Source organism: Paenibacillus sp. NN59 (assembly GCF_057597225.1).
On record NZ_CP199678.1, the window covers coordinates 4157691 to 4180167 of the forward strand.

21 protein-coding genes and 2 pseudogenes are annotated in these 22477 nt (G+C 43.0%); 4 read left to right on the forward strand and 19 right to left on the reverse strand.

What is annotated here, in order from left to right; all coding sequences use genetic code 11:
* Positions 1–134 precede the first annotated feature (134 nt).
* Complete coding sequence (locus ACT89M_RS18315) at positions 135–1733, reverse strand: AraC family transcriptional regulator (RefSeq protein WP_261764508.1); 1599 nt, start codon at positions 1731–1733, stop codon at positions 135–137.
* 582 nt (positions 1734–2315) lie between these two features.
* Between ACT89M_RS18315 and ACT89M_RS18320 the strand changes: the two genes are divergently transcribed.
* Together ACT89M_RS18320 and ACT89M_RS18325 are read left to right on the forward strand one after the other, a co-directional pair.
* On the forward strand, positions 2316–2639 hold the full coding sequence (locus ACT89M_RS18320) for a FlxA-like family protein (RefSeq protein WP_487344772.1): 324 nt from the start codon (positions 2316–2318) through the stop codon (positions 2637–2639).
* Entirely contained in the window at positions 2636–3133 is a 498-nt protein-coding gene (locus ACT89M_RS18325) for a hypothetical protein (protein WP_487344773.1), read from the forward strand. The genes ACT89M_RS18320 and ACT89M_RS18325 overlap by 4 nt, the downstream gene beginning before the upstream one ends.
* Before the next feature lie 322 nt (positions 3134–3455).
* Here ACT89M_RS18325 and ACT89M_RS18330 read toward each other — a convergent pair whose 3' ends face one another.
* Together ACT89M_RS18330 and ACT89M_RS18335 are read right to left on the reverse strand one after the other, a co-directional pair.
* Positions 3456–4418, reverse strand: a complete 963-nt coding sequence (locus ACT89M_RS18330) for a GGDEF domain-containing protein (RefSeq protein ID WP_154888458.1) — start codon at positions 4416–4418, stop codon at positions 3456–3458.
* 298 nt (positions 4419–4716) lie between these two features.
* Positions 4717–4803, reverse strand: a pseudogene (locus ACT89M_RS18335) (sporulation transcription factor Spo0A); the annotation flags it as partial.
* 292 nt (positions 4804–5095) lie between these two features.
* On the opposite strand from ACT89M_RS18335, the gene ACT89M_RS18340 reads away from it, so the two are divergent.
* Positions 5096–6811, forward strand: coding sequence for an ATP-dependent nuclease (locus ACT89M_RS18340; RefSeq protein ID WP_308723125.1), 1716 nt, complete (start codon positions 5096–5098; stop codon positions 6809–6811).
* Positions 6812–6912: 101 nt separating this feature from the next.
* Here ACT89M_RS18340 and ACT89M_RS18345 read toward each other — a convergent pair.
* Positions 6913–7125, reverse strand: a pseudogene (locus tag ACT89M_RS18345) (sporulation initiation factor Spo0A C-terminal domain-containing protein); the annotation flags it as partial.
* Positions 7126–7291: 166 nt separating this feature from the next.
* On the opposite strand from ACT89M_RS18345, the gene ACT89M_RS18350 reads away from it, so the two are divergent.
* Positions 7292–8041: a hypothetical protein gene (locus tag ACT89M_RS18350; RefSeq protein ID WP_308723126.1), complete on the forward strand. Its 750-nt coding sequence runs from the start codon at positions 7292–7294 to the stop codon at positions 8039–8041.
* 426 nt (positions 8042–8467) lie between these two features.
* Here the strand turns inward: ACT89M_RS18350 and spo0A are convergent, their stop codons facing one another.
* The 15 genes from spo0A to ACT89M_RS18425 form a co-directional block, all read right to left on the reverse strand.
* Positions 8468–9283 (reverse strand): sporulation transcription factor Spo0A, encoded by an 816-nt coding sequence (gene spo0A / locus ACT89M_RS18355; RefSeq protein WP_090922491.1) that lies wholly within the window; start codon positions 9281–9283, stop codon positions 8468–8470.
* A 204-nt stretch (positions 9284–9487) separates the two neighbouring features.
* A complete protein-coding gene (gene spoIVB, locus ACT89M_RS18360; protein ID WP_090922493.1) occupies positions 9488–10816 on the reverse strand; it encodes a SpoIVB peptidase in 1329 nt (442 codons plus the stop codon).
* A gap of 120 nt (positions 10817–10936) precedes the next feature.
* Positions 10937–12655 (reverse strand): DNA repair protein RecN, encoded by a 1719-nt coding sequence (recN, locus tag ACT89M_RS18365; protein WP_090922495.1) that lies wholly within the window; start codon positions 12653–12655, stop codon positions 10937–10939.
* A gap of 23 nt (positions 12656–12678) precedes the next feature.
* A complete protein-coding gene (gene ahrC, locus ACT89M_RS18370) occupies positions 12679–13128 on the reverse strand; it encodes a transcriptional regulator AhrC/ArgR (protein ID WP_090922497.1) in 450 nt (149 codons plus the stop codon).
* 90 nt (positions 13129–13218) lie between these two features.
* Complete coding sequence (locus ACT89M_RS18375; protein WP_154888456.1) at positions 13219–13704, reverse strand: hypothetical protein; 486 nt, start codon at positions 13702–13704, stop codon at positions 13219–13221.
* Positions 13705–13789: 85 nt separating this feature from the next.
* Positions 13790–14635 (reverse strand): TlyA family RNA methyltransferase, encoded by an 846-nt coding sequence (locus ACT89M_RS18380; RefSeq protein WP_154888454.1) that lies wholly within the window; start codon positions 14633–14635, stop codon positions 13790–13792.
* Positions 14636–14666: 31 nt separating this feature from the next.
* Positions 14667–16574 (reverse strand): 1-deoxy-D-xylulose-5-phosphate synthase, encoded by a 1908-nt coding sequence (gene dxs, locus ACT89M_RS18385; protein ID WP_154888452.1) that lies wholly within the window; start codon positions 16572–16574, stop codon positions 14667–14669.
* 285 nt (positions 16575–16859) lie between these two features.
* Positions 16860–17765 carry a polyprenyl synthetase family protein gene (locus ACT89M_RS18390; RefSeq protein ID WP_090922505.1) on the reverse strand — a complete coding sequence of 302 codons (906 nt, stop codon included), beginning with the start codon at positions 17763–17765 and terminating at the stop codon, positions 16860–16862.
* Positions 17758–18015, reverse strand: a complete 258-nt coding sequence (xseB, locus tag ACT89M_RS18395) for an exodeoxyribonuclease VII small subunit (RefSeq protein WP_090922507.1) — start codon at positions 18013–18015, stop codon at positions 17758–17760. The genes ACT89M_RS18390 and xseB overlap by 8 nt, the downstream gene beginning before the upstream one ends.
* Positions 18005–19369 carry an exodeoxyribonuclease VII large subunit gene (gene xseA, locus ACT89M_RS18400; protein WP_154888450.1) on the reverse strand — a complete coding sequence of 455 codons (1365 nt, stop codon included), beginning with the start codon at positions 19367–19369 and terminating at the stop codon, positions 18005–18007. Before xseA ends, xseB begins: the two co-directional genes overlap by 11 nt.
* A gap of 10 nt (positions 19370–19379) precedes the next feature.
* Positions 19380–20237 (reverse strand): bifunctional methylenetetrahydrofolate dehydrogenase/methenyltetrahydrofolate cyclohydrolase FolD, encoded by an 858-nt coding sequence (gene folD, locus ACT89M_RS18405; protein ID WP_090922511.1) that lies wholly within the window; start codon positions 20235–20237, stop codon positions 19380–19382.
* Positions 20238–20337: 100 nt separating this feature from the next.
* On the reverse strand, positions 20338–20790 hold the full coding sequence (gene nusB / locus ACT89M_RS18410; protein WP_154888448.1) for a transcription antitermination factor NusB: 453 nt from the start codon (positions 20788–20790) through the stop codon (positions 20338–20340).
* Between the two features lie 215 nt (positions 20791–21005).
* Positions 21006–21239, reverse strand: coding sequence for a DUF2273 domain-containing protein (locus tag ACT89M_RS18415; protein ID WP_251511132.1), 234 nt, complete (start codon positions 21237–21239; stop codon positions 21006–21008).
* 14 nt (positions 21240–21253) lie between these two features.
* A complete protein-coding gene (gene amaP, locus ACT89M_RS18420) occupies positions 21254–21793 on the reverse strand; it encodes an alkaline shock response membrane anchor protein AmaP (protein ID WP_090922517.1) in 540 nt (179 codons plus the stop codon).
* A gap of 146 nt (positions 21794–21939) precedes the next feature.
* Entirely contained in the window at positions 21940–22350 is a 411-nt protein-coding gene (locus ACT89M_RS18425) for an Asp23/Gls24 family envelope stress response protein (RefSeq protein ID WP_090922519.1), read from the reverse strand.
* Positions 22351–22477 lie beyond the last annotated feature (127 nt).

The following is a 22477-nucleotide window of genomic DNA, read 5'->3' on the forward strand; positions in this document are numbered from 1 at the left end:
CACTCGACTATGGTAATTAATTATATGATATTGATTCTCATTATCGTTTAAGTCTAATGGAAATGGGTTCAAATTACAATCCCAATATCATTTTTGCCTCCTGCGTAACTTTATGTGCACGATTTCCTCTTCATTTATTGTGCTCTTGGAGCAGACAAAAGTTTATCTACAACAAAATCGAGTTGTTTATTGATGGAATAGATGTCTGAATAATAAAAGAAATCAAAATCAATCTCGATCAACCGACCTTCTTTGACCGCCTTAATGTTACGCCATATCGGATTATCCGTTAGAACATCTGCCCCTTCATACACAGAGCGGAACACATAGTCACCTATGTATTCTGGAAGAACTTCCATTGAGATTGTAGAGCCATCTTCGTCTGATACGACATCGATTTTGTCTTGTACTACTTTAGGAGCTTTCATCTCCAAATACTCATAGACTGCCTGAGAACCCCGACCAAATTGCTTGCTCTCCACAACGACCATACCTTTTAGTCCGCCTTCAATAATGGAAATGGTTTTATCCAATATACCAGCGTCTGCAAGAGTTTTTTTACTCTCTTCCACTTTGCTGTTAAGGTTGTTAATCAAGACTTCAGCTTCCTTCTCTTTGCCAAAAATGCTGGCTATGCTGTGAAGCCGTTCTTCCGTTGTCATTTTCTCGTACGGAATATACACCGTAGGTGCGATATTTTTCAACGTGTTATATGTTTCTTCCGACGGAACAATAATCAGGTCTGGATCAAGGTCAATGACAGCTTCAGGGTTCGGTTCGAACCAGGTACCGAGTGAATTTACACCTTCAAGCTCACTCTTGTAAGCAGCCCCGTCGTATACATCTGATGTAGCGATTGGCTTGACTCCAAGTGCAACAACATCACCTTGAAGATACAGCACAACAACTCTTTTCGGATTAGCCGGAACGATAACATCACCTTTTATGGTCGAGACCGTGCGTGTTTCTTTATCTTTGTTTACTTGACTTCCCGTCTCTGATGTTACTGATGAACTACTGTTAGTCGAATTAGCACCCGTTCCTTCTCCAGCTGAAAGTGTATTGGCGGTACCTGAAGAACAGGCCGTAAGGAGCATCGTTAGACTTAATATTGCAATCATGATCATGCTGGAACTTGAATTTTTTCTTTTCATTGGTGTGGACCCTCCGTTTATATATCGATAATGATTATCATAATCAATATATCTTGACTTCAATGCCCAGCCAATGGACGATTCGGATACGTGCAATGGACGATCTTCTATTCGGCCCAATTCCTTCATCTTCTTTTGATACAGGGTTGGAGACATGCCCACATGTTTCTTGAAGATTCGGCTAAAATAATATACATCTGAATAACCAACCTCTGCAGCGATATCACCAAGCTTTGCATCTGAACGTACAAGTAAATCCTGAGCCTTGCCGATTCGCGTCTGAATTAAGTAATCGATGGGACTGTAACCCGTCTTTCGTTTGAATCGCATAGATAAATGACGCGAGCTAAAATTGAATTGTTCTGCTAGAAAATCAAGTGTGACCTGTTCTCTATAATGCTGATGAATGTATTCAAGCGTCTGTTTTACCGGATCAACAACTTCGGTTTGAACCTCTTGTGCAGCTAGCTGAACCATCAGTTCATGAATGAATTGATAAAACAGACTCTTCGTATACAGCAGGTCCAAATTGGTTGGTTGCGTCCATACTTTCTCCATCTCATTAAGATACCTTAACAAGTTCAATGGACTCCTCGGTGTAAATCCATATTGTAAGGAAAACGGAGCACCTAGAACCTGTCCTTGTAACCACCTTTTACGATAATTTGGAAATGCTCGAAATGCTCTGTAATACAACATAATATATTCGAAATCTTTATGGGCCTGTATATTCAATAATGATCCTTTGGCTCCATGAATTAAAAAAAATGGTTCTGATCTATACTTATGTCCATTCAATTGAATGTCGGCTGACCCTCGAATTGAATATATAAAACAAGCAGCAGGCAGTGTATATGATCCATGTTGTATTTCGTTCTTTAAGACGATGCGGCGTATATCCAGCACCTTCACGGCCGCATAATTCCAATATTGCATCTGTTCATTTAATTGCATTATTTCTCTCCAATCTCCGTTTCTCCTGAAACAATAACCGCTAAAAACCACACACTCATTGATAACCATTATCAATTATCCTGATAAAGTTCGCAATACTTTACATAAAGTATATTTTTAGTGAGCAGGTAGAACCTTCATTCTTCTCCCTCATCAACCGATATATGGATAAAAGACCGTTACCATACTAAAGAGGGAGAAGGTAAAATGAATTCAATTTCACCTGCAACCAAAAGCAGCTTCACACCACCGGCCAGCCCGACCTCAAACCGAGATAAAGAAATTCAAGGGTTGATGCAGCAGAAAGTAAAATTAAATGAACAAATCCACGTTGTTAAATCCAATGATGAGCTTGATATCAAAACTAAGGCAGAACGCATAAAATCCTTAACCGGTTCCATTGCGCAGATTGATAGTCACATCGCGCAGATCAAAGCAGAAGAGATGGAAGAGAAGAACAAGTTACAACAGATGAATCAGACGAAGCAACCACAATCGAAGCCGAAGAGCCACAACAGACTCCGTCAATGAATCATCTTATCAAGCATAGTCAGACGTATGATCAGATGGGAAAGCTGGTTGGTTTACGGGACAAAATGCAAAGTTCAATTCATACGATTGAGGGGGAAACCCGGTTTGACCGGATTGTGTTGGAGAACGACACACACAGCGATATTGGCAAAACGCAGATGCTTGAAAACGCGGAACGCACGGTTTTTCAGAAAAAAAGAGAAGTAATGCAGGATCTAGAGTCCAACATAAGAAAAGCGAATCATAAGCTCGGTGAGTTGGCAGACGATATTCATAAGCCTGGAAGTCACGATTCGGGACAGTTTCCCTCATCTGTAGGTTCGCGCAAAGAAGAATCCCAAGAGATTGACCGAGGAAAATCGGCGGTACCTAAGTTGGAAGACAGTGCTCCCGATGAGGAAAAATCAGAACAGGGACGCGTAAGCAGCTCTGTACCAAACAAAGCAAGTGAATCTGCTGCTTCGGCTTATTCTTCTGTGGACATTCGTATCTAACGGAGAAAGAATACGTTTGGCCTTATACGGATCTAGACTGAATGCAATTATACATATTCTCAGCCAGTTTAATATTCCCTTTCTATCACGAAACGATCTTTTATTACTTAACACATGTGACTGTGAATTATTTATAAAGATCTAATTAGACAACGCTGTTTTTTGGGACGTATTCTCCAAATCTCGGCGTTTTTTTGTCATTCACCATTGACAGTGACTCAGGCTCATTTGATTTGCACGGATTTAAGCTTCAATTTCAATATGATTACTTCTCCTCTAAACCGTTAACATTAACCTATGTAGTATCTAAGTTTAGGTACAACTAGGCCCGCACAGCCTCCCCCTCCATGTCATTCGAACAAATGATGCTGCCATTGATGGATTTGCAGCTTTTTTTCACACGTGTAGCTTCATCAATAATCTGATTAATATTTTCATATCGTTGATATAGATTGGTTACAACTGCGATGGATACCGATACTAAAGGAATGGGTCGATTCAATCCCGAGCGGCCTTCACCCATCACATACTGATTGTTCCAGTCCTGTTCATTGTAAAAATTTTTCTTCAACTCTTCAAACTGGGAAATGACTTCTTCACAGACCCGCTTATACTGATGGTGGTTCAGGATTGCGATAAAATCATCCCCGCCGATATGTCCAAGAAAAGCCTCTGCTACCCCAAAATGCTCACGGAGTAAAGTGGCCGTTGCTTGGATAAGCTCGTCCCCCAATTTGAAACCATAGCTATCGTTATACGATTTGAACTGATCCAGATCAATGTATAGAACACTGAACTGATCCTGTTTAAGTACCTGAACTAATCGATCATCTATGATTCGATTGCCGGGAAGCCCTGTTAACGGATTCATAAAAATCGCCATTTCCGCTCGAACATCCGCAACCTCTAGCAATAATCGCCGAATACTCACCGCCCCATGGAATCGACCTCCAGATGTGACCAGAACCAAATCATACAGATCCGCTTCTTCACGCTTCATCGCCGCCACGCTGACATCTGTAATTTGTTCCGAATAATCTACGACCAGTGCGTTTACGTTCATAAGCAGCTTCACAGGACGCCCCATGTAGAGATTGTAACCATATTGTGAGCCGATCTGTTGAAAAAAACGTGTTCGCATCATCAATGAAATTCCTTTTTTCCCTTCAACCGCTACACCCTCCAAATTTGGATTGGATTTAAACAGTTGATATAAGGCATCACACTTGGTTTCTGGCAGTACGACTGGAATCGGTTCAGCAATTTCACCTATTTGAGTAAACACATAAATCAACCCCTCGCCATATCATCAACCATGTCACTTTTGATCTATCCGTGGTCACATCGTACCACTTTTTACCTAAAAAAGCGTTAACTTCAGGTAAATTTTTTCGAAAAACACCAATGCTTTGCTTAAATCTGTAAACTTTTTAGGTAATAAGTCACATTTACACTTTTTCGTGTTGTTCAATATGCTGAGTGACAATACAGCACATTCCGTGTCCAAAATAAAACACACCCCTTCGATACTCGCCAGGAGCGATTGAACGAAGGGGTGTACATTATTTTTACTCCTTATCCTTTCAGCTAACCTTATGCTCAATTCTCAGCTTGTCAGCGACCATCGCGATGAACTCGGAGTTCGTCGGTTTCGACTTGCTGATGCTCTCGTTGTTTCCATATCCCTGAATAACAAGGATGTAGCATTGTTAGTTTGTAATGTCTATTAAATTAAATATAGAAATACACCACAAAATCCGGACATTTATCGTGTTTCCGCAAAACATTTAGCACAAATAACCCAAGACAAAAGTCCTTAATTCAGTTTAGATTTCAATCCATATCACAAAAAAACAATACCAAATTCCTACTTATTATTGTATTATTATGGAATAAAGTGTTCACATATACTTTTATATGTGAAATTTGTAATATACTTATAACATATGGAGGAGGAATAATATGAGATTGGTTAAATTCAGTGTGACTAACTACAAGGTTTTCAAAGAAAAATTTTCAATTGATTTCTCGAAAGACTCTATTGTTATTCTAACTGGAAGAAATAACACAGGAAAGTCAACTATTTTAGAAGCAATCAACTGTTTTTTTCAAAAGGAGACTAAAGCAAAAACTATCCCGAATGACTGTTTCTCAGTACGCAAAACAGATATAACGCTTGAAGCTGTATTTGAATCTGATGAAGAACAGATAACTATTAAAAAGAAGTACAAAGAAGAAAGTGCCCCAAGTTTTTGTGATGAGAAAGGCAAAGAAATTAAAAAAACACACGATTTGTTCGATAAACTGGAGGAAATCTTAAATAATAAGCCTTTTTACATAACTCCTTCTATGTTACCTGATGACATAAATGATCTTATTCAAAATATATACTCTGAAATAATTAAAAATGATCTCCTCAAACTAGAAAATTTTGATGGAGATGCAGAAGAAGATAATGAGGCCTATACATTAGCTCAAGAGTATTCAAGCCTGAAAAGAGCATACCCTGCATTCTTGAAAAAAATAAAACAAAACACTGACAGCATACTATCACAAGTGAGTAACGATGTTTCCAGTAATCTAAGAATGCTATTCTCTAATGATCATCTGTCGCTAAATGTAATAGGCGGCGAAAGTGAAGGATTTTCATCATCAGACTTATTAAAGTCAACAAATTCAAGTGTTAATATTGATAGCAGTAAACAATCCAAAATGCCTTTAGCTAACCAAGGTACTGGACTTCAAAGAATGAGCCTAATATACCTCATCCAAAATATGATAGAGAAAAAACTTCTCGGCGAAAATGATAATAAATTATTGCTTATAGATGAGCCGGAAGCATTTTTACATCCCGAAGCAGTTCGAGCATTAAGTCGTTCGCTCTATCTAATAGGCAAAAAAATGCCATTAATGATCTCAACTCATTCACCAATACTTATAGATTTATCGGAAAGACACACCTCTATTCAAGTTTTTAGAGTTGGAGAAAAAGAGGCTATCCAGTTGTATCAGTCTGAAAGTGAACAATTTGACGATAATGATATAGCAAACATGAAAATCCTAAATTATGTAGATTCTTATGTCAATGAATTCTTTTTCGCTGATCGAGTAGTAATAGTGGAAGGTGATACTGAATATATTGCCTTCAAGCATCTTGCTAAAGAGAATAATACTAATATTCATATAATCCGTGCTAGAGGTAAGGCTACCATTGTTACTATAATGAAAGTTCTCAATCAATTTAATTCATCTTACGATGTGCTACATGATGTAGATAACCATGATAAGCATTCCTCAGCTACTCTTAAAGCTCAATTGACTAATTGTAAAAAAATATATGATTTTAAGTATAATGATAAAATTAGAATTTTTTGTTCAATAACTCACTTTGAAAAGGCTATAGGAATTGGTGATGTCTCAAATGATCAAAAAACGAAGGTAATTTATCAAATTTTAGGTGGACAAGATGAAGAAGAAAACAATTATAGTGAAGCTAGAACTTTAGTAGAGGGTATATTCAAACAAATAATAAATCGTGATGAAGTGTTAAACCTGACAGAGGGCTTCAAAAAAGTCACAAGTTCTGAAGATTATGATAAATTTTTCATAGGACTGATTGAACAGAAATCTCACGAAGAAACAGAAAAAAAGCAGAGCGATGACATACTAACAGTTTAAATTAGCTATTAATTGCAAATCGCTATAAGTTTAGAATTTTAGCGGCTTAAAATATCCATAACGGGATATTTTAAGCCGCTTTTTGACTCCTCCAAATCCTTTCAGCTAACCTTATGCTCAATTCTCGGCTTGTCAGCAACCATTGCGATAAACTCGGAGTTCGTCGGTTTCGACTTGCTGATGTTGATCGTGTAGCCAAACAGGTGGCTAATGCTGTCGATGTTGCCGTGCGTCCAAGCCAGTTCAATGGCGTGACGGATAGCAAGTTTGATGTGGACTGCATCATTTTGAATTTTTTCGGCAATAGCTGGATAGGAGTTTAAAAACTTCTATATAACTTAACGGTAGTCAATTTTAATAAAACTTAATAGGTTGACTCCCATTACTTCCAAATGTTTAATTATATTTACAAATATATCTTGAATATATCATTCTAATTGGATATTATTAGTACATAATATTAAAAGGAGGAATAAAAAATTGAAGAAGAAATTATCTCTGGTCCTCGCTTCAGTCTTGGCTTTATCTGCTACTTTTTACAGTCTCGCTAGTGCTTCCGAAAAAGAGTTGATCCCCGTAAATTCTGGTAAAATTTCTGGCTATGTTTACCTAAATGGGGAACCAATTAAAGAAAACACCACTGTTTACGCTACAGAAAATAATCAGGAAGAACTTATTGAGAAATACGGACTTGAAAAGCCTTCCGAAAGCGCAAAGTTGGTTTCGATCCAAATAGTAAACAATGAATTTGATAACCCTCGCGATCTTGTAAAAGAGCAAGATGACTCTATTAGTCCACAGAACATTTGGGGTTTCAAACTTGTAAAAAGTCCAACCCAAAGTGTTGATGGTTGGACTGAAATTGCGAGAGGCAAATACTTTTGCAATAAACCGAAAACTCAGTCATGCAATGGTGTAGAAATTTCGATAAGTGCAAACGAAAGTGTATCAGTAGAGGTACAAACTTCTCTCAGCCTCGGAGTTAAAGAGTTTGTTGCGGCTGAGTTTGGTCGTAGCCTTAATGAACAAATTGGCGTATCCACATCCGTAATGGTTCCTATGAATGTCCCCGGAGGTAAAACAGGTATAGGAGTTGGCTATCCAATTTATAAATCAACGTATGGTCAAGTTTATCAAAAAGGGCTCTTCGGCGATACACTTTTGGGTGGAGCAACATACCTTGAACCAAAGCCATCATCCATTGCTGTTACATCATGGATACAAGGATAAAAAGAAAAGAACATCTCAGTGAATTCTGATTTTAATATCTCAATTCAAAACATTGTAAAACATTTATGTCTCGAACTGACGTCGTTAATCTTACGGTGTCAGTTTTATTTAATTTACGTTGAGGATTTTCTCTTTTTTTTGAAATAAGAATAGACTTGATTTGGCTTGACCTTCTCCAGATTTCGTAAATCATACGCCAAACAAAGGAAGCCGATGTCTTGCGGAAAAGATTTTTCGAACTGATATGAAGCATAAATTTGTCGATAAGAAATACCACTTGTTTATGTGATTGTAGAAATCCCATAAACAAGTGGTTTTTGTTGTCTTATTTATTCGATATTATCGGCTCAAAACGTCCTTATTTTTTATAGCCGCAACTAAACTGTAATAGTCCTTAATACCCTCAAAATCTTACAGCTCATCAGTTCAGCTAACCTTATGCTCAATTCTCAGCTTGTCAGCGACCATCGCGATGAACTCGGAGTTCGTCGGTTTCGACTTGCTGATATTGATTGTGTAGCCAAACAGGTGGCTGATGCTGTCGATGTTGCCGCGTGTCCATGCCACTTCAATGGCGTGACGGATGGCACGTTCGACGCGAGACGGCGTCGTTTTGAACTTTTCGGCAATCGCCGGGTACAACGTTTTGGTGATGGCGCCCAAAATTTCGATATTGTTGTATACCATCGTAATGGCTTCCCGCAAATACTGATATCCTTTAATATGCGCAGGAACTCCGATTTCATGTATGATTGACGTGATGCTGGCATCCAGATTTTTGTGTTTGCCCATCGGTACAACATTAGATTTATTGATATACATGGAGGAAGAAGAACCGCTGCTTGTAGACATTGTCGTTTGCGTGCCTACAAGCTGACGCACCCGATTCGCCAGTACTTCCATGTCAAATGGCTTGAGAATATAATAGGAAGCTCCGAGTTGCACAGCACGCTGTGTGATGTTTTCCTGGCCGAATGCAGTGAGCATAATTACTTTGGGCTGCGGAGACAGGTTTAAGCCGCGCAGGCGTTCCAACACGCCGAGTCCATCCAGATGAGGCATGATAATATCCAGAATTAACACATCCGGTACATCCCGAGTTTGTTCCAGTAATTGCAGTACTTCTTCACCGTTGTATGCAATACCGGTCACTTCCATATCTTCCTGTTCGGATATATATTCGGCGAGCAAATTCGTAAATTCACGGTTATCATCGGCCAGCAATACCTCAATTTTTTGCAAAACGGTATCCTCCTTTTATTTAAAACCTCGTATTTTACAATTTCGTACATTTCCTTACACGTTAAATTTTCGACACGCCAAGTGAAATTCCTTCTGTCGAAAATTATTTTTCTTTATTTTTTTTTCTTGATCCTTTATAATAAATATTTTATTTCAGCATACGATATAATATGTTTACTTTCGACAAAAAAACCTTAAAGCTGTTTAACCAGCCTTAAGGTTTTTCGCTTGACCTTTTTTCATCATTACACCAGCATCTTGAAGCATCCATTCAATGAAGCATCCATAACCCGATTTCGGATCATTCACAAAGACATGAGTCACTGCACCAATAAGCTTGCCATCTTGAACGATCGGGCTACCACTCATTCCTTGAACGATGCCACCCGTCTTATCGATCAGTTTAGGGTCTGTAATACGCAATACCAACCCTTTTGTCGCTGGCTCCGATTGATCGGCAACATGCACAATATCGATGGTGAATCGCTCGACCTGTTGCCCATCGACCACAGTCAAAATTTCAGCCGGTCCCTCCTTCACTTCATGTGAAAAAGCGACAGGTATTCCTTGCGAATACAAGCTATGTTCCGGATTCTGAGACATCTTACCGAAGATACCAAAAGCCGTATTACGCTCGATGTTTCCTAAAATTTTGCTTTCTTTAAGAAAATGGGCTCTTTTCTCACCAGGATCACCAGTTTCACTTTTCGAGATGGATGTAACATTAGATTGTACAATTTGTCCACTGCCTACAACGATGGAGGTTTGAGTATTCATGTCCGTGATGACATGACCTAACGCCCCATAAACGCCTTGATCAGGTGCATAGAAGGTAAGCGTACCTACACCAGCTGCCGAGTCTCGAATGTACAATCCCAGTCTCCATGCTTTATCTTCTGCATCATACGCCGGGGTTAACTTGGTTTTAATGGTTTCATTCCCCCGTTTTAGCACAACATCAATACCTTGATTACGTTTACCAGCAAGTTCTACGGCCTCGGATACACCCGATACACCATCCAGACGTTTGCCATCCATATGTGTAATCAAGTCACCTAATTTGATCCCGGCCGCTTCACCTGGTGATTTTTGTTCATCCGGATTAGAACGAACGAGATGATGCCCAACAACCAGGATACCTGCAGATTTAACTTTGACGCCAATCGTTTGACCCCCTGGAACAACACGCAGATCAGGAATTACGTTTACATTAACCGTTTTAACGGGAATTTTCCCCCATAGCTTCAAGGTTAGTTTAGCATGTCCCGTCTGCTGAGGATGAAGATGTAAAGGTTCCTGACGAGTAACCTTGAGCGCAGACTGATGATCCAGTCCAACGATATCCGGCCGATCTACGACAGCGCTTGAAGCGGCTGGTACTGCAAGCCTGACGTCTGCTTGCCTGCCCGCAAAGACCTGCACTTCATCAGGCAGAGAAGCATAACTCTGCATCGGCTGTACAACCTGGCTAAGTACACATAGAAAGAAGGCAAATAAAAGACCTAGCAATTTTTTCCTGAGGGGGGAATTCAATGGCTGTCACACTCCCTTTGCTTCTTTCGCTTGACGAAAGGTGGTCGCCAATTGCGTACCTATAAGATAACCCCGCCCCCAGGCTTTTATTACTGTCAAACATTACGCCAGCCGTCCGTTTCACCCTTTTTTGGCTTCCGCCAAATTCAGCATTTCTTGCGCATGATGCAATGTTTTTTCTGTAATTTCCACACCACCGAGCATACGTGCCAATTCTTTCACTCGGCCTTCCTCGGACAGCGATTCCACTTGAGTCATCGTGCGTCCGTCGTAAACATGTTTCTCGATCAAATACTGATGATCCGCCATACAAGCTACTTGTGGCAAGTGTGTTATTGAGAATACTTGACACGTCGAAGACAGACGATGAAGCTTCTCCGCAATGGATTGTGCTGCCCGGCCGCTGACCCCTGTATCCACCTCGTCAAAAATCAATACCGGAATGCGGTCATGACGAGCAAATATGCTCTTCATCGCTAACATGATTCTGGATAATTCTCCGCCTGAAGCGATTTTACCTAGTGGCCGAAGAGGCTCACCCGGGTTAGGAGAGATCAGAAATTCCGCATTGTCGGCACCTTGGCGGCTGAACCTAATACGGCGTCCATTCCATTCAATGCCCTTTGGATCTTCAGCAGGCACGATCTGAACACGTAGTGACGTTCGTTCCATCTGCAGATCCTTGAGCTCACTTTCTACCTGAGCAGCCAGTTCCTCCGCACATTGTTTACGCACTTTGCTTAGCTCCTCAGCCGATTCCATCACAAGCACAAGCAGTTTGTCACGCTCCGTACGAAGCTTCTCCAAGCGCTCATCTTTGTTCTCTAGCTGGTCGGTCTCATGACTGATCTGTTCATAATAATTCAAAATGAGTTCTACACTATCTCCATATTTGCGTCTTAGTCCAGAGATTAGATTTAATCGTTGCTCAACTTCCTCCAGTCTGCCGGGATTAAATTCGATTCGTTCCCGATAATCCCGCAGTTGAAAGGTGACGTCTTCCAATTGGTAAAAAGCCGACTGCAGTTGCTCCACAATCGGCTGCAATCTTTTGCTGTCATATCCAGAGATATCTTCAATTTGGGATAAAGCTATGCTTATCGCTTCTAATCCGCGTTGTCCACTCAGTAAATCGTATGCACCCGAAACACTGTCCATCATTTTCTCGCTATGGGATAGTTTGACCCGTTCTTCGCCAAGTAATTCATCTTCCCCTTGGGTAAGACCAGCCGCAGCGATTTCTTCCAGTTGAAAACGGTACATATCAAGCAGTTGGTAAGCCCTCTGGCTTGACTCTTGTAGCGCCCGCAATTCCTTCTCAGCTGCAATAAATTTGCTGTAGCGCTCCTGGTATTTAGCTTTGACGGGTCCGATTATATCGGAGCCATACGTATCCAGCAACCCGAGATGACTTTCTGCACGAAGCAGACTCTGATGCTCATGTTGACCGTGAATGTTGATCAGCTTCTCGCCCACTTCGCGTAGCATTGTCAAATTCACAAGCTGTCCGTTAATCCGTGATGTACTTTTACCCTGCGTGTTTAATTCACGCCGAATCACCAGATGTTCCTCGGGCTCACAGTGAATACCCAGCTGCTCCAGCGTATTCCACACCGGATGACTAGGCTCCATCTCAAACAGCGCTTCCATCTCTGCTTTGTCACATCCGTACCGAATCAGATCTGCTGAACTCCGTCCTCCCGCGATCAAGCCGAGAGCATCGATGATAATGGATTTACCTGCACCGGTTTCCCCAGACAACACATGAAATCCCGGATGAAAGACCACATCGACTTCTTCCACCACGGCGAGATTGCGAATTGATAATGTAACTAACATCTGCAAAAACACCTCCGGCTGATTTAAGCAATATATCCCATTATGCGCTCAATGACAGTGACGCTGTTGTCTTCTGTACGGCAAATAATAAGGATTGTATCATCTCCACAGATCGTGCCCATCACTTCAGTCCACTCGATATTGTCAAGCAATGCTGCAATGGAGTTCGCTGTTCCCGGCAAACATTTCATCACTACAAGATTGTTGGTGTGATCAATGTGCAGGAAATTATCCACGAGCGCGCGCTTGAGCTTTTGAATCGGATTATAGCGCTGATCGGTTGGCAATGAATATTTATATCGTCCATCATCCATTGGAATTTTGATTAAAAGAAGCTCTTTGATGTCCCGCGATACCGTTGCCTGTGTCACTTGAAAACCCGCTTGTCGCAATGCTTCAACCAGATCATCCTGGGTCTCTATTTCATTTTGACTAATAATTTCACGAATCTTGATATGTCGTTGTCCTTTCATACATGCCTCCAATTAAAAATGTATTGCAAAGATGCAGTCTTGACCTTTAATGCAATGCTGTATCATGCCATATTTCAAACTTATTATATATTAATCCAGATCCTCTCCATCATACACGTCTTCTTGATAATCCATAAGCCTGATTACCATTATATCGGAATCATCCAGATCTACATAAAGCAATCCTTCACATCCAGGGTACAATAATAAATAGGGAAGAAAGCGATCCCTTATAGCAGGTCCGCTTCGTTCAAGCGGTTGCCTGCGACGGGAAGTTTTGACTAGATACCTTGCATCCTGCCGCTCAGCAACATAATCAATAAACAACCTGCTGTATAAAACGGAATTATCGGCCTCAAAGGCTAAAGGTACTTTCATTTTCCCGCCAATCACGTCGTATCCATTTGCCTCAAGTAAAGTCAGAGCAGGAGAATCTTGAATGTTTTCATTAAGTCTCAACTCGGCAAAGCTTACCGGAATCGGACGATTCAGCCAGCTACGCAGTCCGAGAAACAACCATACGATTAAACAGACAGCAAACACACCAATAACGATTGTGTCATATTGACCCTCCATTACCGCTCACCTCAGTGATATATTCGAGATCGAACACCCGTTTTCCTTTGTCCCAAAATATCTTTCCAGCGAAAAGAAACCCATCCTATGATGAGTTTCCCGTAAAAGTATGAGCGGCTTCTTTGGCGACCTGCTCTGCAAGTGCATCAAGTGAAGCCTCGTCGTTCTCTGGTTGTGTGGCCTCTGGTTCTTCCAGACGCCAGTGTGCGAGAAATTCGATATTCCCCTCCCCACCCGTAATCGGTGAGAAGGTCAGGCCTTTCAGGTTTAATCCAAGTTGACTGGCAAAATGAAGCATGGTCTGCAATACATCCTTGTGTACCTTCGGGTCTCGGACAACACCTGATTTACCCACTTTATCTCGTCCCGCCTCAAACTGTGGTTTAATTAGAGCCACAATATCCGCAGGCCGTTGCAACAGAGCCAAAAGCGGCGGAAGTATAATTCGTAAGGAAATAAAGGATACGTCAATGCTTGCAAAGTTTGGCACAGGTCCACTCAGATCTTCAGGAGTGACGTAACGGAAATTCGTACGTTCCATCACGGTGACCCGCTCATCATTACGCAGTGACCAGTCCAGTTGATTATACCCCACATCAATGGCGTATACATGGGATGCGCCATGTTGAAGAGCACAATCCGTAAAACCACCAGTGGATGAACCGATATCCAACATGACAAGATCATTCATATTCAGGTTGAAATGACGAATCGCTTTTTCAAGCTTTAGTCCACCTCTGCCTACATAGGGATGCACCGAACCTTTTACCTTCAGCTGAGCATCCCTTGGAATTTTCATGCCTGCTTTTTCAATCGGTTCATTATTGGCATACACAAGTCCAGCCATAATCGCTGCCTTTGCCTTCTCACGGCTTTCGTAGTAGCCCTGTTCCACCAGCAGCACATCGATTCGTTCTTTCGGGAGTGACATGTCTTTCTCCTATCCGCTAATCATTCTAATGTTAGGAAGGGAAACGTGTTTTGGACATTCCGTATGAAGATTGAACGGCCATTTTACGCAATTCGGCACTTACATTCTCCACCGTGAGACCAACCTCTTCACGTTGTTCCTTGATGCTGCCATGTTCGATAAATCGATCAGGAATGCCCATCAGATGCACATGTACATCATGTATACCTTGTTCAGCATAGAATTCCAACACCGCACTTCCCATGCTGCCTGCCTGCGAGGTTTCTTCGAGCACAATCAGCTTTGTTCCACGGACAGCCAGATCACGAAGCATCTGTTCATCCAATGGTTTGAGGAAACGAGCATTGATAACTCCAGTATTTATCCCTTCCCGTTTCACCGTATCTGCTACTTCTTCAGCCAGCTGAACCATGGAACCCGAGGCGATAATCGCGTATCCTTCACCTGGACGTAGCTGTTCCCAGGAACCAATTGGAATCGGAACTAACACATCGTCCATTGGTACGCCGACAACATTGTTACGCGGGTAACGATATGCAATCGGACCTTCGTTATAATCTAGCGCCGTTTTCATCATATGGCGCAGTTCATTCTCATCTTTTGGCATCATAAGTACGATATTCGGAATGTGACGCATAAACGCAACATCGTATACTCCCTGATGTGTCTCACCGTCAGGTCCAACAAATCCAGCGCGGTCAATTGCAAATATAACATTTGCATTGTGACGACAGATGTCGTGAACGATCTGATCATATGCACGTTGCATGAACGTAGAGTATACCGCATAAACCGGTTTTAACCCTTCCATGGCCAGTGCCGCACACATCGTAGCTGCATGCTGTTCTGCGATCCCCACATCAATCATGCGATCCGGAAACTCTTTGCTGAAAGGAATTAGACCTGAACCTGTAGGCATTGCAGGTGTAACCGCAACGATACGTTTATCCTCTTTCGCTAGTTCAACGAGCGTCTGACCGAATACTTCGGTGTACATCGGTTTTCCAACGGCTTTGAGCACTTGACCTGATTCAATTTTATATGGCGAAATTCCGTGCCACTTATGCGAATCTGCCTCGGCAGGCTGATAACCTTTGCCTTTGGTTGTAAGCACATGGACCATTACAGGACCATCCACATTGTCAGCCTGTTTGAAAGCCTCAATCAGTTGCGGGATGTCATGCCCGTCAATCGGGCCCAAATACGTGAAACCCAGTTCTTCAAAAAGAACACCAGGAACCATCATATATTTGACACTATCCTTAATCCAGCTCGCCGATTTCGCCAGACGATCACCAATGGCCGGAATTTTTTTGAGAATACCTTCCACATCATCTTTAGCTTTCAAGTAATGACGATCTGAACGAATTTTACTCAAGTATTTATGCATGGCTCCCACATTGGGTGCGATAGACATCTCATTATCATTGAGAATAACCATCAGCTTACGTTGTTCATGTCCGATATGGTTCAGTGCTTCAAACGCCATACCGCCTGTAAGCGCTCCGTCTCCAATGATGGCGATAACCTGGTTATCCTCACCTTTCAGATCACGAGCCATAGCCATACCCATGGCAGCAGACAATGAAGTACTACTGTGTCCGGCTTCCCATACATCGTGTTCACTTTCGTTCCGTTTGACAAATCCGCATAATCCGTTCTGTTGACGCAACGTATCAAAGCGATCCATCCGCCCCGTCAAAACTTTATGCACATAAGCCTGGTGCCCCACATCAAAAATCATTTTATCCGTTGGACTGTTGTAGCAGTAGTGCAGGGCCACGGTGAGCTCAACCACTCCTAAGTTCGGTGCAAGATGCCCGCCTGTAGCAGACAGCTTCTCAATCAGAAACTGGCGGATCTCTGCCGACAAAAGGACAAGATCATCCTGGGACATCACCTTTAGATCACTGGGTTGTTTAATTTGTGGAAGCAGCACGAGAATCTCCCCGCTTTCCTAGAATGTTGTTGTTTATTTAGATGTGTATCATTTATTGAGTGTAATGGATGGAATAACATTGAATCATTATACCATAAATGAACAAGAATCATAATTTACAGCCCGCTTCAGCCGATCAAGAGTCGTTCGCTTACGATTCATATCCGAAGCTCTATAATTATGTATTCTCCAATCATGAAAGAAGCTTTCGTTTATTGGCATAAAGAAGCCATTACTATCATTACACTGTTCGTTTCACATTGAATCAGCTGCCTAAGTTAAATGTTAATGGTCACGGCTCATCAGATAATCGGCAATCTCCATTAACCTTGAAGCATCCGGCAATTGCGCTCGTTCAAGTGCATCTTTAGCGGATTGTGTGAGGGATTTCACTTCTGCAACGGAAGCTTCCATTCCGATAAAGTACGGATAAGTTACCTTCTGCTGATTCACGTCACTTTGCGTTTTTTTTCCCATCTTTTGCTCGTCACCCGTCAGGTCTAAAATGTCATCCTGAATCTGGAATGCAAGTCCTAAATCCCGCCCAAATACACTCAGCGCCTCCAACTGTCCTTCTGTAGCCCCGCCGATGCGAGCACCTGCAAGGAGGGAGAAGACAATCAAATCACCTGTTTTATGCAGATGAATGTATTGAAGCTGAGACAAATCGGTCAACCCTTGCTCGCCTTCCATATCAGCAACCTGGCCACCAACCATGCCTCTGGCTCCTGCAAGTTCAGCTAAATCCTGGACAATAGCTAACAGAGCATCAGCATTCACTCCGCTTTGACGTCCTGTCTGAACAATGCTGTAGAAAGCGTGGGTCAGCAGTGCATCTCCCGCAAGAATGGCTGTCGCTTCGCCATATACTTTGTGATTCGTTAATTTTCCCCTACGATAATCATCATTATCCATCGCAGGCAAGTCGTCGTGGATCAACGAATACGTATGAACCATCTCCACGGCGCAGGCTACCGGCATCGCAGCTGTACGCTCCGCGCCGAAGGCTTCCGCCGCAGCAACGACCAGAAGTGGACGAAGGCGTTTCCCTCCAGCCATTAATGAATACTGCATCGATTCCGTGAGCGAACGAGGTACATCCCAATGCTCGGGAAGGGTGTGTTTCAGCGCTTCCGTAACATCTCCAGTTACTTCCTGAAGGTACGCTTCGAATGAAAGACGGTTACTCATTGATCTCACCGCTCTCCTCGTCAGCCGTGCCAAAAGGCTTCTTGCGAAGCTCCCCATCTTCTTCTACGATCATCTCGATCTTACGTTCCACTTGTTCCAGCTTCAAACCGCATAACTGGGAAAGTTTCATTCCGCGCTGAAACAAATCAATCGCTTGCTCCAGAGGAACATCCCCATGCTCCAGCTGACCTACGATGTCTTCTAATGCCGCCATTGCCTCTTCAAAATTCAGTTCCGGTTCATTCGCCATGGATGTTGTTGTCCTCCTTCATTCCCCAGACCTGACAGTCCAGCTGTCCGTCCGCTAATTTGATCTTCACCGAGTCGCCCGGCTGTACATCATTTATGGATTTAATCAATTGCTGTTCCTGCTCATCGTAGACAAGACTATAACCACGTGACATTACCTTCAGCGGACTGAGTGCATCGAGATGCCTTACCAGTGACTTCCACTGTTGTTGCTTGCTACGTGTAATTGATCTCATCGCAAGTTCAAGTTGCTTACGAGCAGCTGCATTATCCCGGCGTGCTGTATTCACTTGTTCCCGAGGATTAAACCGCTGTAAAGCTGTCCGCAACCGTTCTTGTTTTTCTCCCGTCCATTTCATTCGTGTATCCACACTTCGTTGCAAGCGTTGATGTAACATATCCAGACGTTCTGTATGCTGCATCAACGTTCTGCGCGGATGCACCAGCACCGGGGAGCGCTGAAGACGAGTTAGGCGTTCACGATGATATACGGCACGTTGCTTCAGACTGTTTTGTAACTGGCGCTGTCTTCGTGCAATCTGTTCCATCAGCTCTGCACGATTCGGCACAGCAAGTTCCGCTGCCGCTGTTGGTGTCGCAGCACGTAAATCGGAAGCAAAGTCTGCAATCGTAAAGTCCGTTTCATGCCCAACCGCAGAGATCACTGGAATGGTTGAAGCTGCAATGGCTCGAGCTACAATTTCTTCATTAAAAGCCCACAGTTCTTCGAGTGATCCACCGCCCCGTCCTACAATAAGCACATCTGCTTCAGCCATATGGTTAAAGTTGTTTATTGCCTTGACGATGGATGGTGCAGCCCCTTTGCCTTGAACAAGCACCGGGTACAATACAACTTTAGCCGATGGATACCTTCGTTGCAGTGTGATTATAATGTCACGAACAGCCGCTCCTGTAGGAGATGTTACAACACCAATCGTTTGTGGATAACTTGGGATGGGTCTTTTGCGAGCAGGAGAGAACAATCCTTCGTCCTCCAGTTTCTTTTTCAGCTGCTCATAAGCCAGATATAGACTGCCTATACCATCTGGCTGCATATGTGTCGCATAAAATTGATACTGCCCGTCGCGTTCATATACCGAAACGTTACCACGCGCAATAACCCTTGCACCCTCCTTCGGTACAAAGGGTAAACGCTGATTATGCGATGCAAACATGATGGATTTAATCCGACTGTCCTTGTCCTTTAATGTAAAATACATGTGGCCGCTGGAGTGATGCGTGAAATTGGATATCTCTCCGCGCAGCCAGACGTCCGACAGAACCTGATCCGATTCCAGTTTCATCCGGATATATCGGTTCAGGTCTTTGATAGAGTAAATTTTTTGCTCTGCCACAGACAGTTACCTAGGCCAATCCGTGAGCGCGTTTTGCCGCGATCAGAGTGTTCTGCATCAGCATGGTGATCGTCATTGGACCCACGCCGCCGGGAACAGGTGTAATTGGGCCAGAGACTTCTTTTACACTTTCAAAATCTACATCCCCCGCGAGTTTTCCGTTATCCAAACGATTCATGCCGACATCGATCACAACAGCGCCTGGTTTAACATAATCGGCATCCACAAAATTGGCACGACCGATCGCTACGACCAAAATATCCGCTTGACGTGTAATTTCTTTCATATTAGCCGTACGGGAATGACACATCGTTACGGTTGCATTTTCACGTTGCAATAACAAGGACACCGGTTTACCTACAATGTTACTACGACCGATAACGACAGCGTGTTTACCGGACATTTCCAGACCCGTGCGTTTAATTAATTCAATGACACCGGCAGGTGTACATGGGAGCAAGCTGTCATCACCGATAACCAAATTCCCCACATTCACTGGGTGGAATCCATCTACGTCTTTATCTACAGCAATCGCATCGATTACCGCTTTCTCTTCAATGTGGCTCGGCAGTGGAAGCTGCACAAGAATACCATTGATGGACTTCTGATTGTTCAGCTTGTCCACGAGAGCTAGCAAATCCGCTTGCGATGTACTTGCATCCAACCGATGTACTTCAGAGTAAAAACCGAGGTCATGACATGCTTTTTCCTTATTACGCACATAAACTTGAGAAGCCGGATCTTCCCCCACGAGCACAACAGCCAGACCCGGTACTACTCCCTGTTCGCTTAGTTGTTTTACTTCTGCGGTCATGCTTGCGCGGAGCTCTTGGGATACTTCTTTACCGTTAATAATAGATGCTGTCATTGTACTCTCTCCCTTATATGAACATATATTAGATAAAACGATCTAGATACATCCTTACAGAAAAGCTGGCTTGTCTAATCTACTCCATCAGAATGTTCCCTTAGGATAATTTTTGCTTGATGCTATCTACTTCCTGAATCATGCGGCCAAGAACACCATTGACGAACTTGCCTGATTCATCTGTACCAAAATACTTCGACAGTTCAATCGCTTCGTTGACAGAAACTTTGGCTGGTACATCATCACGGAATACCATCTCATAGGTGGACAAGCGCAAAATTTGGCGGTCTACACGTGACAAACGGCTCAGCTGCCAGCCTTTCAAATAGTCCACAAGCAAACCATCAATCGCTTCCTTATGCCCCCACGCACCTTGCACCATTTCGGTAACGTAGCTACGCATCTTTTCTTCATCACGGATTTCAACTTCCGTTTCATTTTCCTCAGCCGCTTCATTAATCAGCATATTTACCGCTTCAGACGCGCTTACTTCATTCATTTCCATCTGATACAGACTCTGTACTGCAATTTCCCTTGCCAAACGTCTTTTCATGTCCTGCCTCCTGCAGCGCTCAATCCCGAGCGTCATCATGCTTATTTTAAAATTCAAGAAACCACTTCATTACCCTATACAGGATACCCATGGCTCCTCTCTGATATTGCGTTCTCTTTTCACAAAAAAACCTGCAACACGTTTCCTCCAAAAATCGGGCAACTCAAACTACAGTTCTATTTTCGGAAGAAACATATTGCAGGGTTCTGATAGGTTTATTTGAACGGACGCCAGCGATCTCCAAGCCATTGTCGTAACTCTCCCCAAGGGATGAACGAGCCTAGCTTCTCATCGCTTCGTCTGCCAAATGTATACCCGATGAACACCAAAAGTGCAAAGAACAACATATCCCAAAAACCGATCCATACATAAAGAAATCCTAATAAAATACCAAAGGCAACGCCAAGAATACGTCCCTTGTAGCTATCCCAAATCTCTTTCCACAACATCAGTGAAACTCACCTCATTCCACGCGACTCTTGTAGTTAGGCGACTGGGTCACATTAGCGATATATACGGTTACAAAAGAAACAGGAATTCCTGTAATCTCTTGAACATGATCATGTATCGCCTTTTGCAGATCCGTAGTCAGCGCCGGAATAGGTGTCTCCCCATCCACAACAGCCCGAATCTTAATCTCCAGTCCTGACTCCACCACACGGATGCGCGCTTTGACGTCACGTACTCCACGAAAACGGGAAGTAGCCTTCAAACAGAGATTTTCAATTGTCTCCATTGAAATCTGAACATCCCCGAACTCGGTACGTTGATCCACAGAAGGTAACGAGCCACGCTCGCGGCGAATCGAGATGTAGAAAAAACGTAAACTCAGGACAAACAAAATCGCTGCCGCGACAATTGACGCAACAATAACATTTTGTTCCTGCTGGTAATTCAATTCGTATGGCAGCACACCGCTAATCAGTAAGATTACCGCTGCCGAGATTGCTCCTACGCTTATGCTGTATATAAACAACAGAAGCCGATCCAGTATTTTAGCCACGAACTGCACAGCCTCCCTTGCTCACTCACATTGCTTAACTGCTGAAAAGCTTAACGTTGATCACCTTGTCCGTCTCAAGTGCATAACGAAAGACCCGTCCAAGACGGGATAACCCCCGACAGAAGTGCCGGGGGAAATCTGTCTTATTATTTTACACGTTGCGTGTTCAGGTCGATCTCTTCCACCTTTTCAGCACTCTTGAACTGAACGTCATGAATGTGAACATTCACTTCATTTACGTTCAATCCTGTCATGTTTTCAATGGAGCGCTTCACGTTTTGTTGGATTTCAGTAGCAACCTGCGGCAAACGGTATCCATATTCAATAATAACGGAAACATCTACGGCTGCTTCGCGTTGACCTACTTCAACCTTAACTCCTTTTGAAAGGTTTTTGCGGCCGAGCAATTCCGCGAATCCACCTGCGAATCCACCGCTCATCCCAGCTACTCCTTTAACTTCCACAGTTGCAAGTCCAGCAATCACTTCGATAACTTCAGGTGCGATCTGGATTTCACCGATATCCGTGCGTTCAAATTCTGTCGGTAGTGTACTCATAAATGTTCAACACACCTTTCGCGAGATAAGTTTGCGGCCATCCGTCAGGGTGCCGGTTCATTTTCACAACACTCAGAACCCTTCCGGTCCGGCTTTACCGGAGCTCCTGCAACCATCCGCTAGAAGG

Excerpts from the sequence above, each read along its gene's own strand:
- ACT89M_RS18320 (WP_487344772.1), top strand. The coding sequence starts at position 2,316 with ATGAATTCAATTTCACCTGCAACCAAAAGCAGCTTCACACCACCGGCC.
- ACT89M_RS18325 (WP_487344773.1), top strand. The coding sequence starts at position 2,636 with ATGAATCATCTTATCAAGCATAGTCAGACGTATGATCAGATGGGAAAG.
- ACT89M_RS18340 (WP_308723125.1), top strand. The coding sequence starts at position 5,096 with ATGAGATTGGTTAAATTCAGTGTGACTAACTACAAGGTTTTCAAAGAA.
- recN (WP_090922495.1), bottom strand. The coding sequence starts at position 12,655 with ATGTTAGTTACATTATCAATTCGCAATCTCGCCGTGGTGGAAGAAGTC.
- ahrC (WP_090922497.1), bottom strand. The coding sequence starts at position 13,128 with ATGAAAGGACAACGACATATCAAGATTCGTGAAATTATTAGTCAAAAT.
- ACT89M_RS18375 (WP_154888456.1), bottom strand. The coding sequence starts at position 13,704 with ATGGAGGGTCAATATGACACAATCGTTATTGGTGTGTTTGCTGTCTGT.
- ACT89M_RS18380 (WP_154888454.1), bottom strand. The coding sequence starts at position 14,635 with ATGTCACTCCCGAAAGAACGAATCGATGTGCTGCTGGTGGAACAGGGC.
- ACT89M_RS18390 (WP_090922505.1), bottom strand. The coding sequence starts at position 17,765 with ATGAGTAACCGTCTTTCATTCGAAGCGTACCTTCAGGAAGTAACTGGA.
- xseB (WP_090922507.1), bottom strand. The coding sequence starts at position 18,015 with ATGGCGAATGAACCGGAACTGAATTTTGAAGAGGCAATGGCGGCATTA.
- folD (WP_090922511.1), bottom strand. The coding sequence starts at position 20,237 with ATGACAGCATCTATTATTAACGGTAAAGAAGTATCCCAAGAGCTCCGC.
- nusB (WP_154888448.1), bottom strand. The coding sequence starts at position 20,790 with ATGAAAAGACGTTTGGCAAGGGAAATTGCAGTACAGAGTCTGTATCAG.
- ACT89M_RS18415 (WP_251511132.1), bottom strand. The coding sequence starts at position 21,239 with ATGTTGTGGAAAGAGATTTGGGATAGCTACAAGGGACGTATTCTTGGC.
- ACT89M_RS18425 (WP_090922519.1), bottom strand. The coding sequence starts at position 22,350 with ATGAGTACACTACCGACAGAATTTGAACGCACGGATATCGGTGAAATC.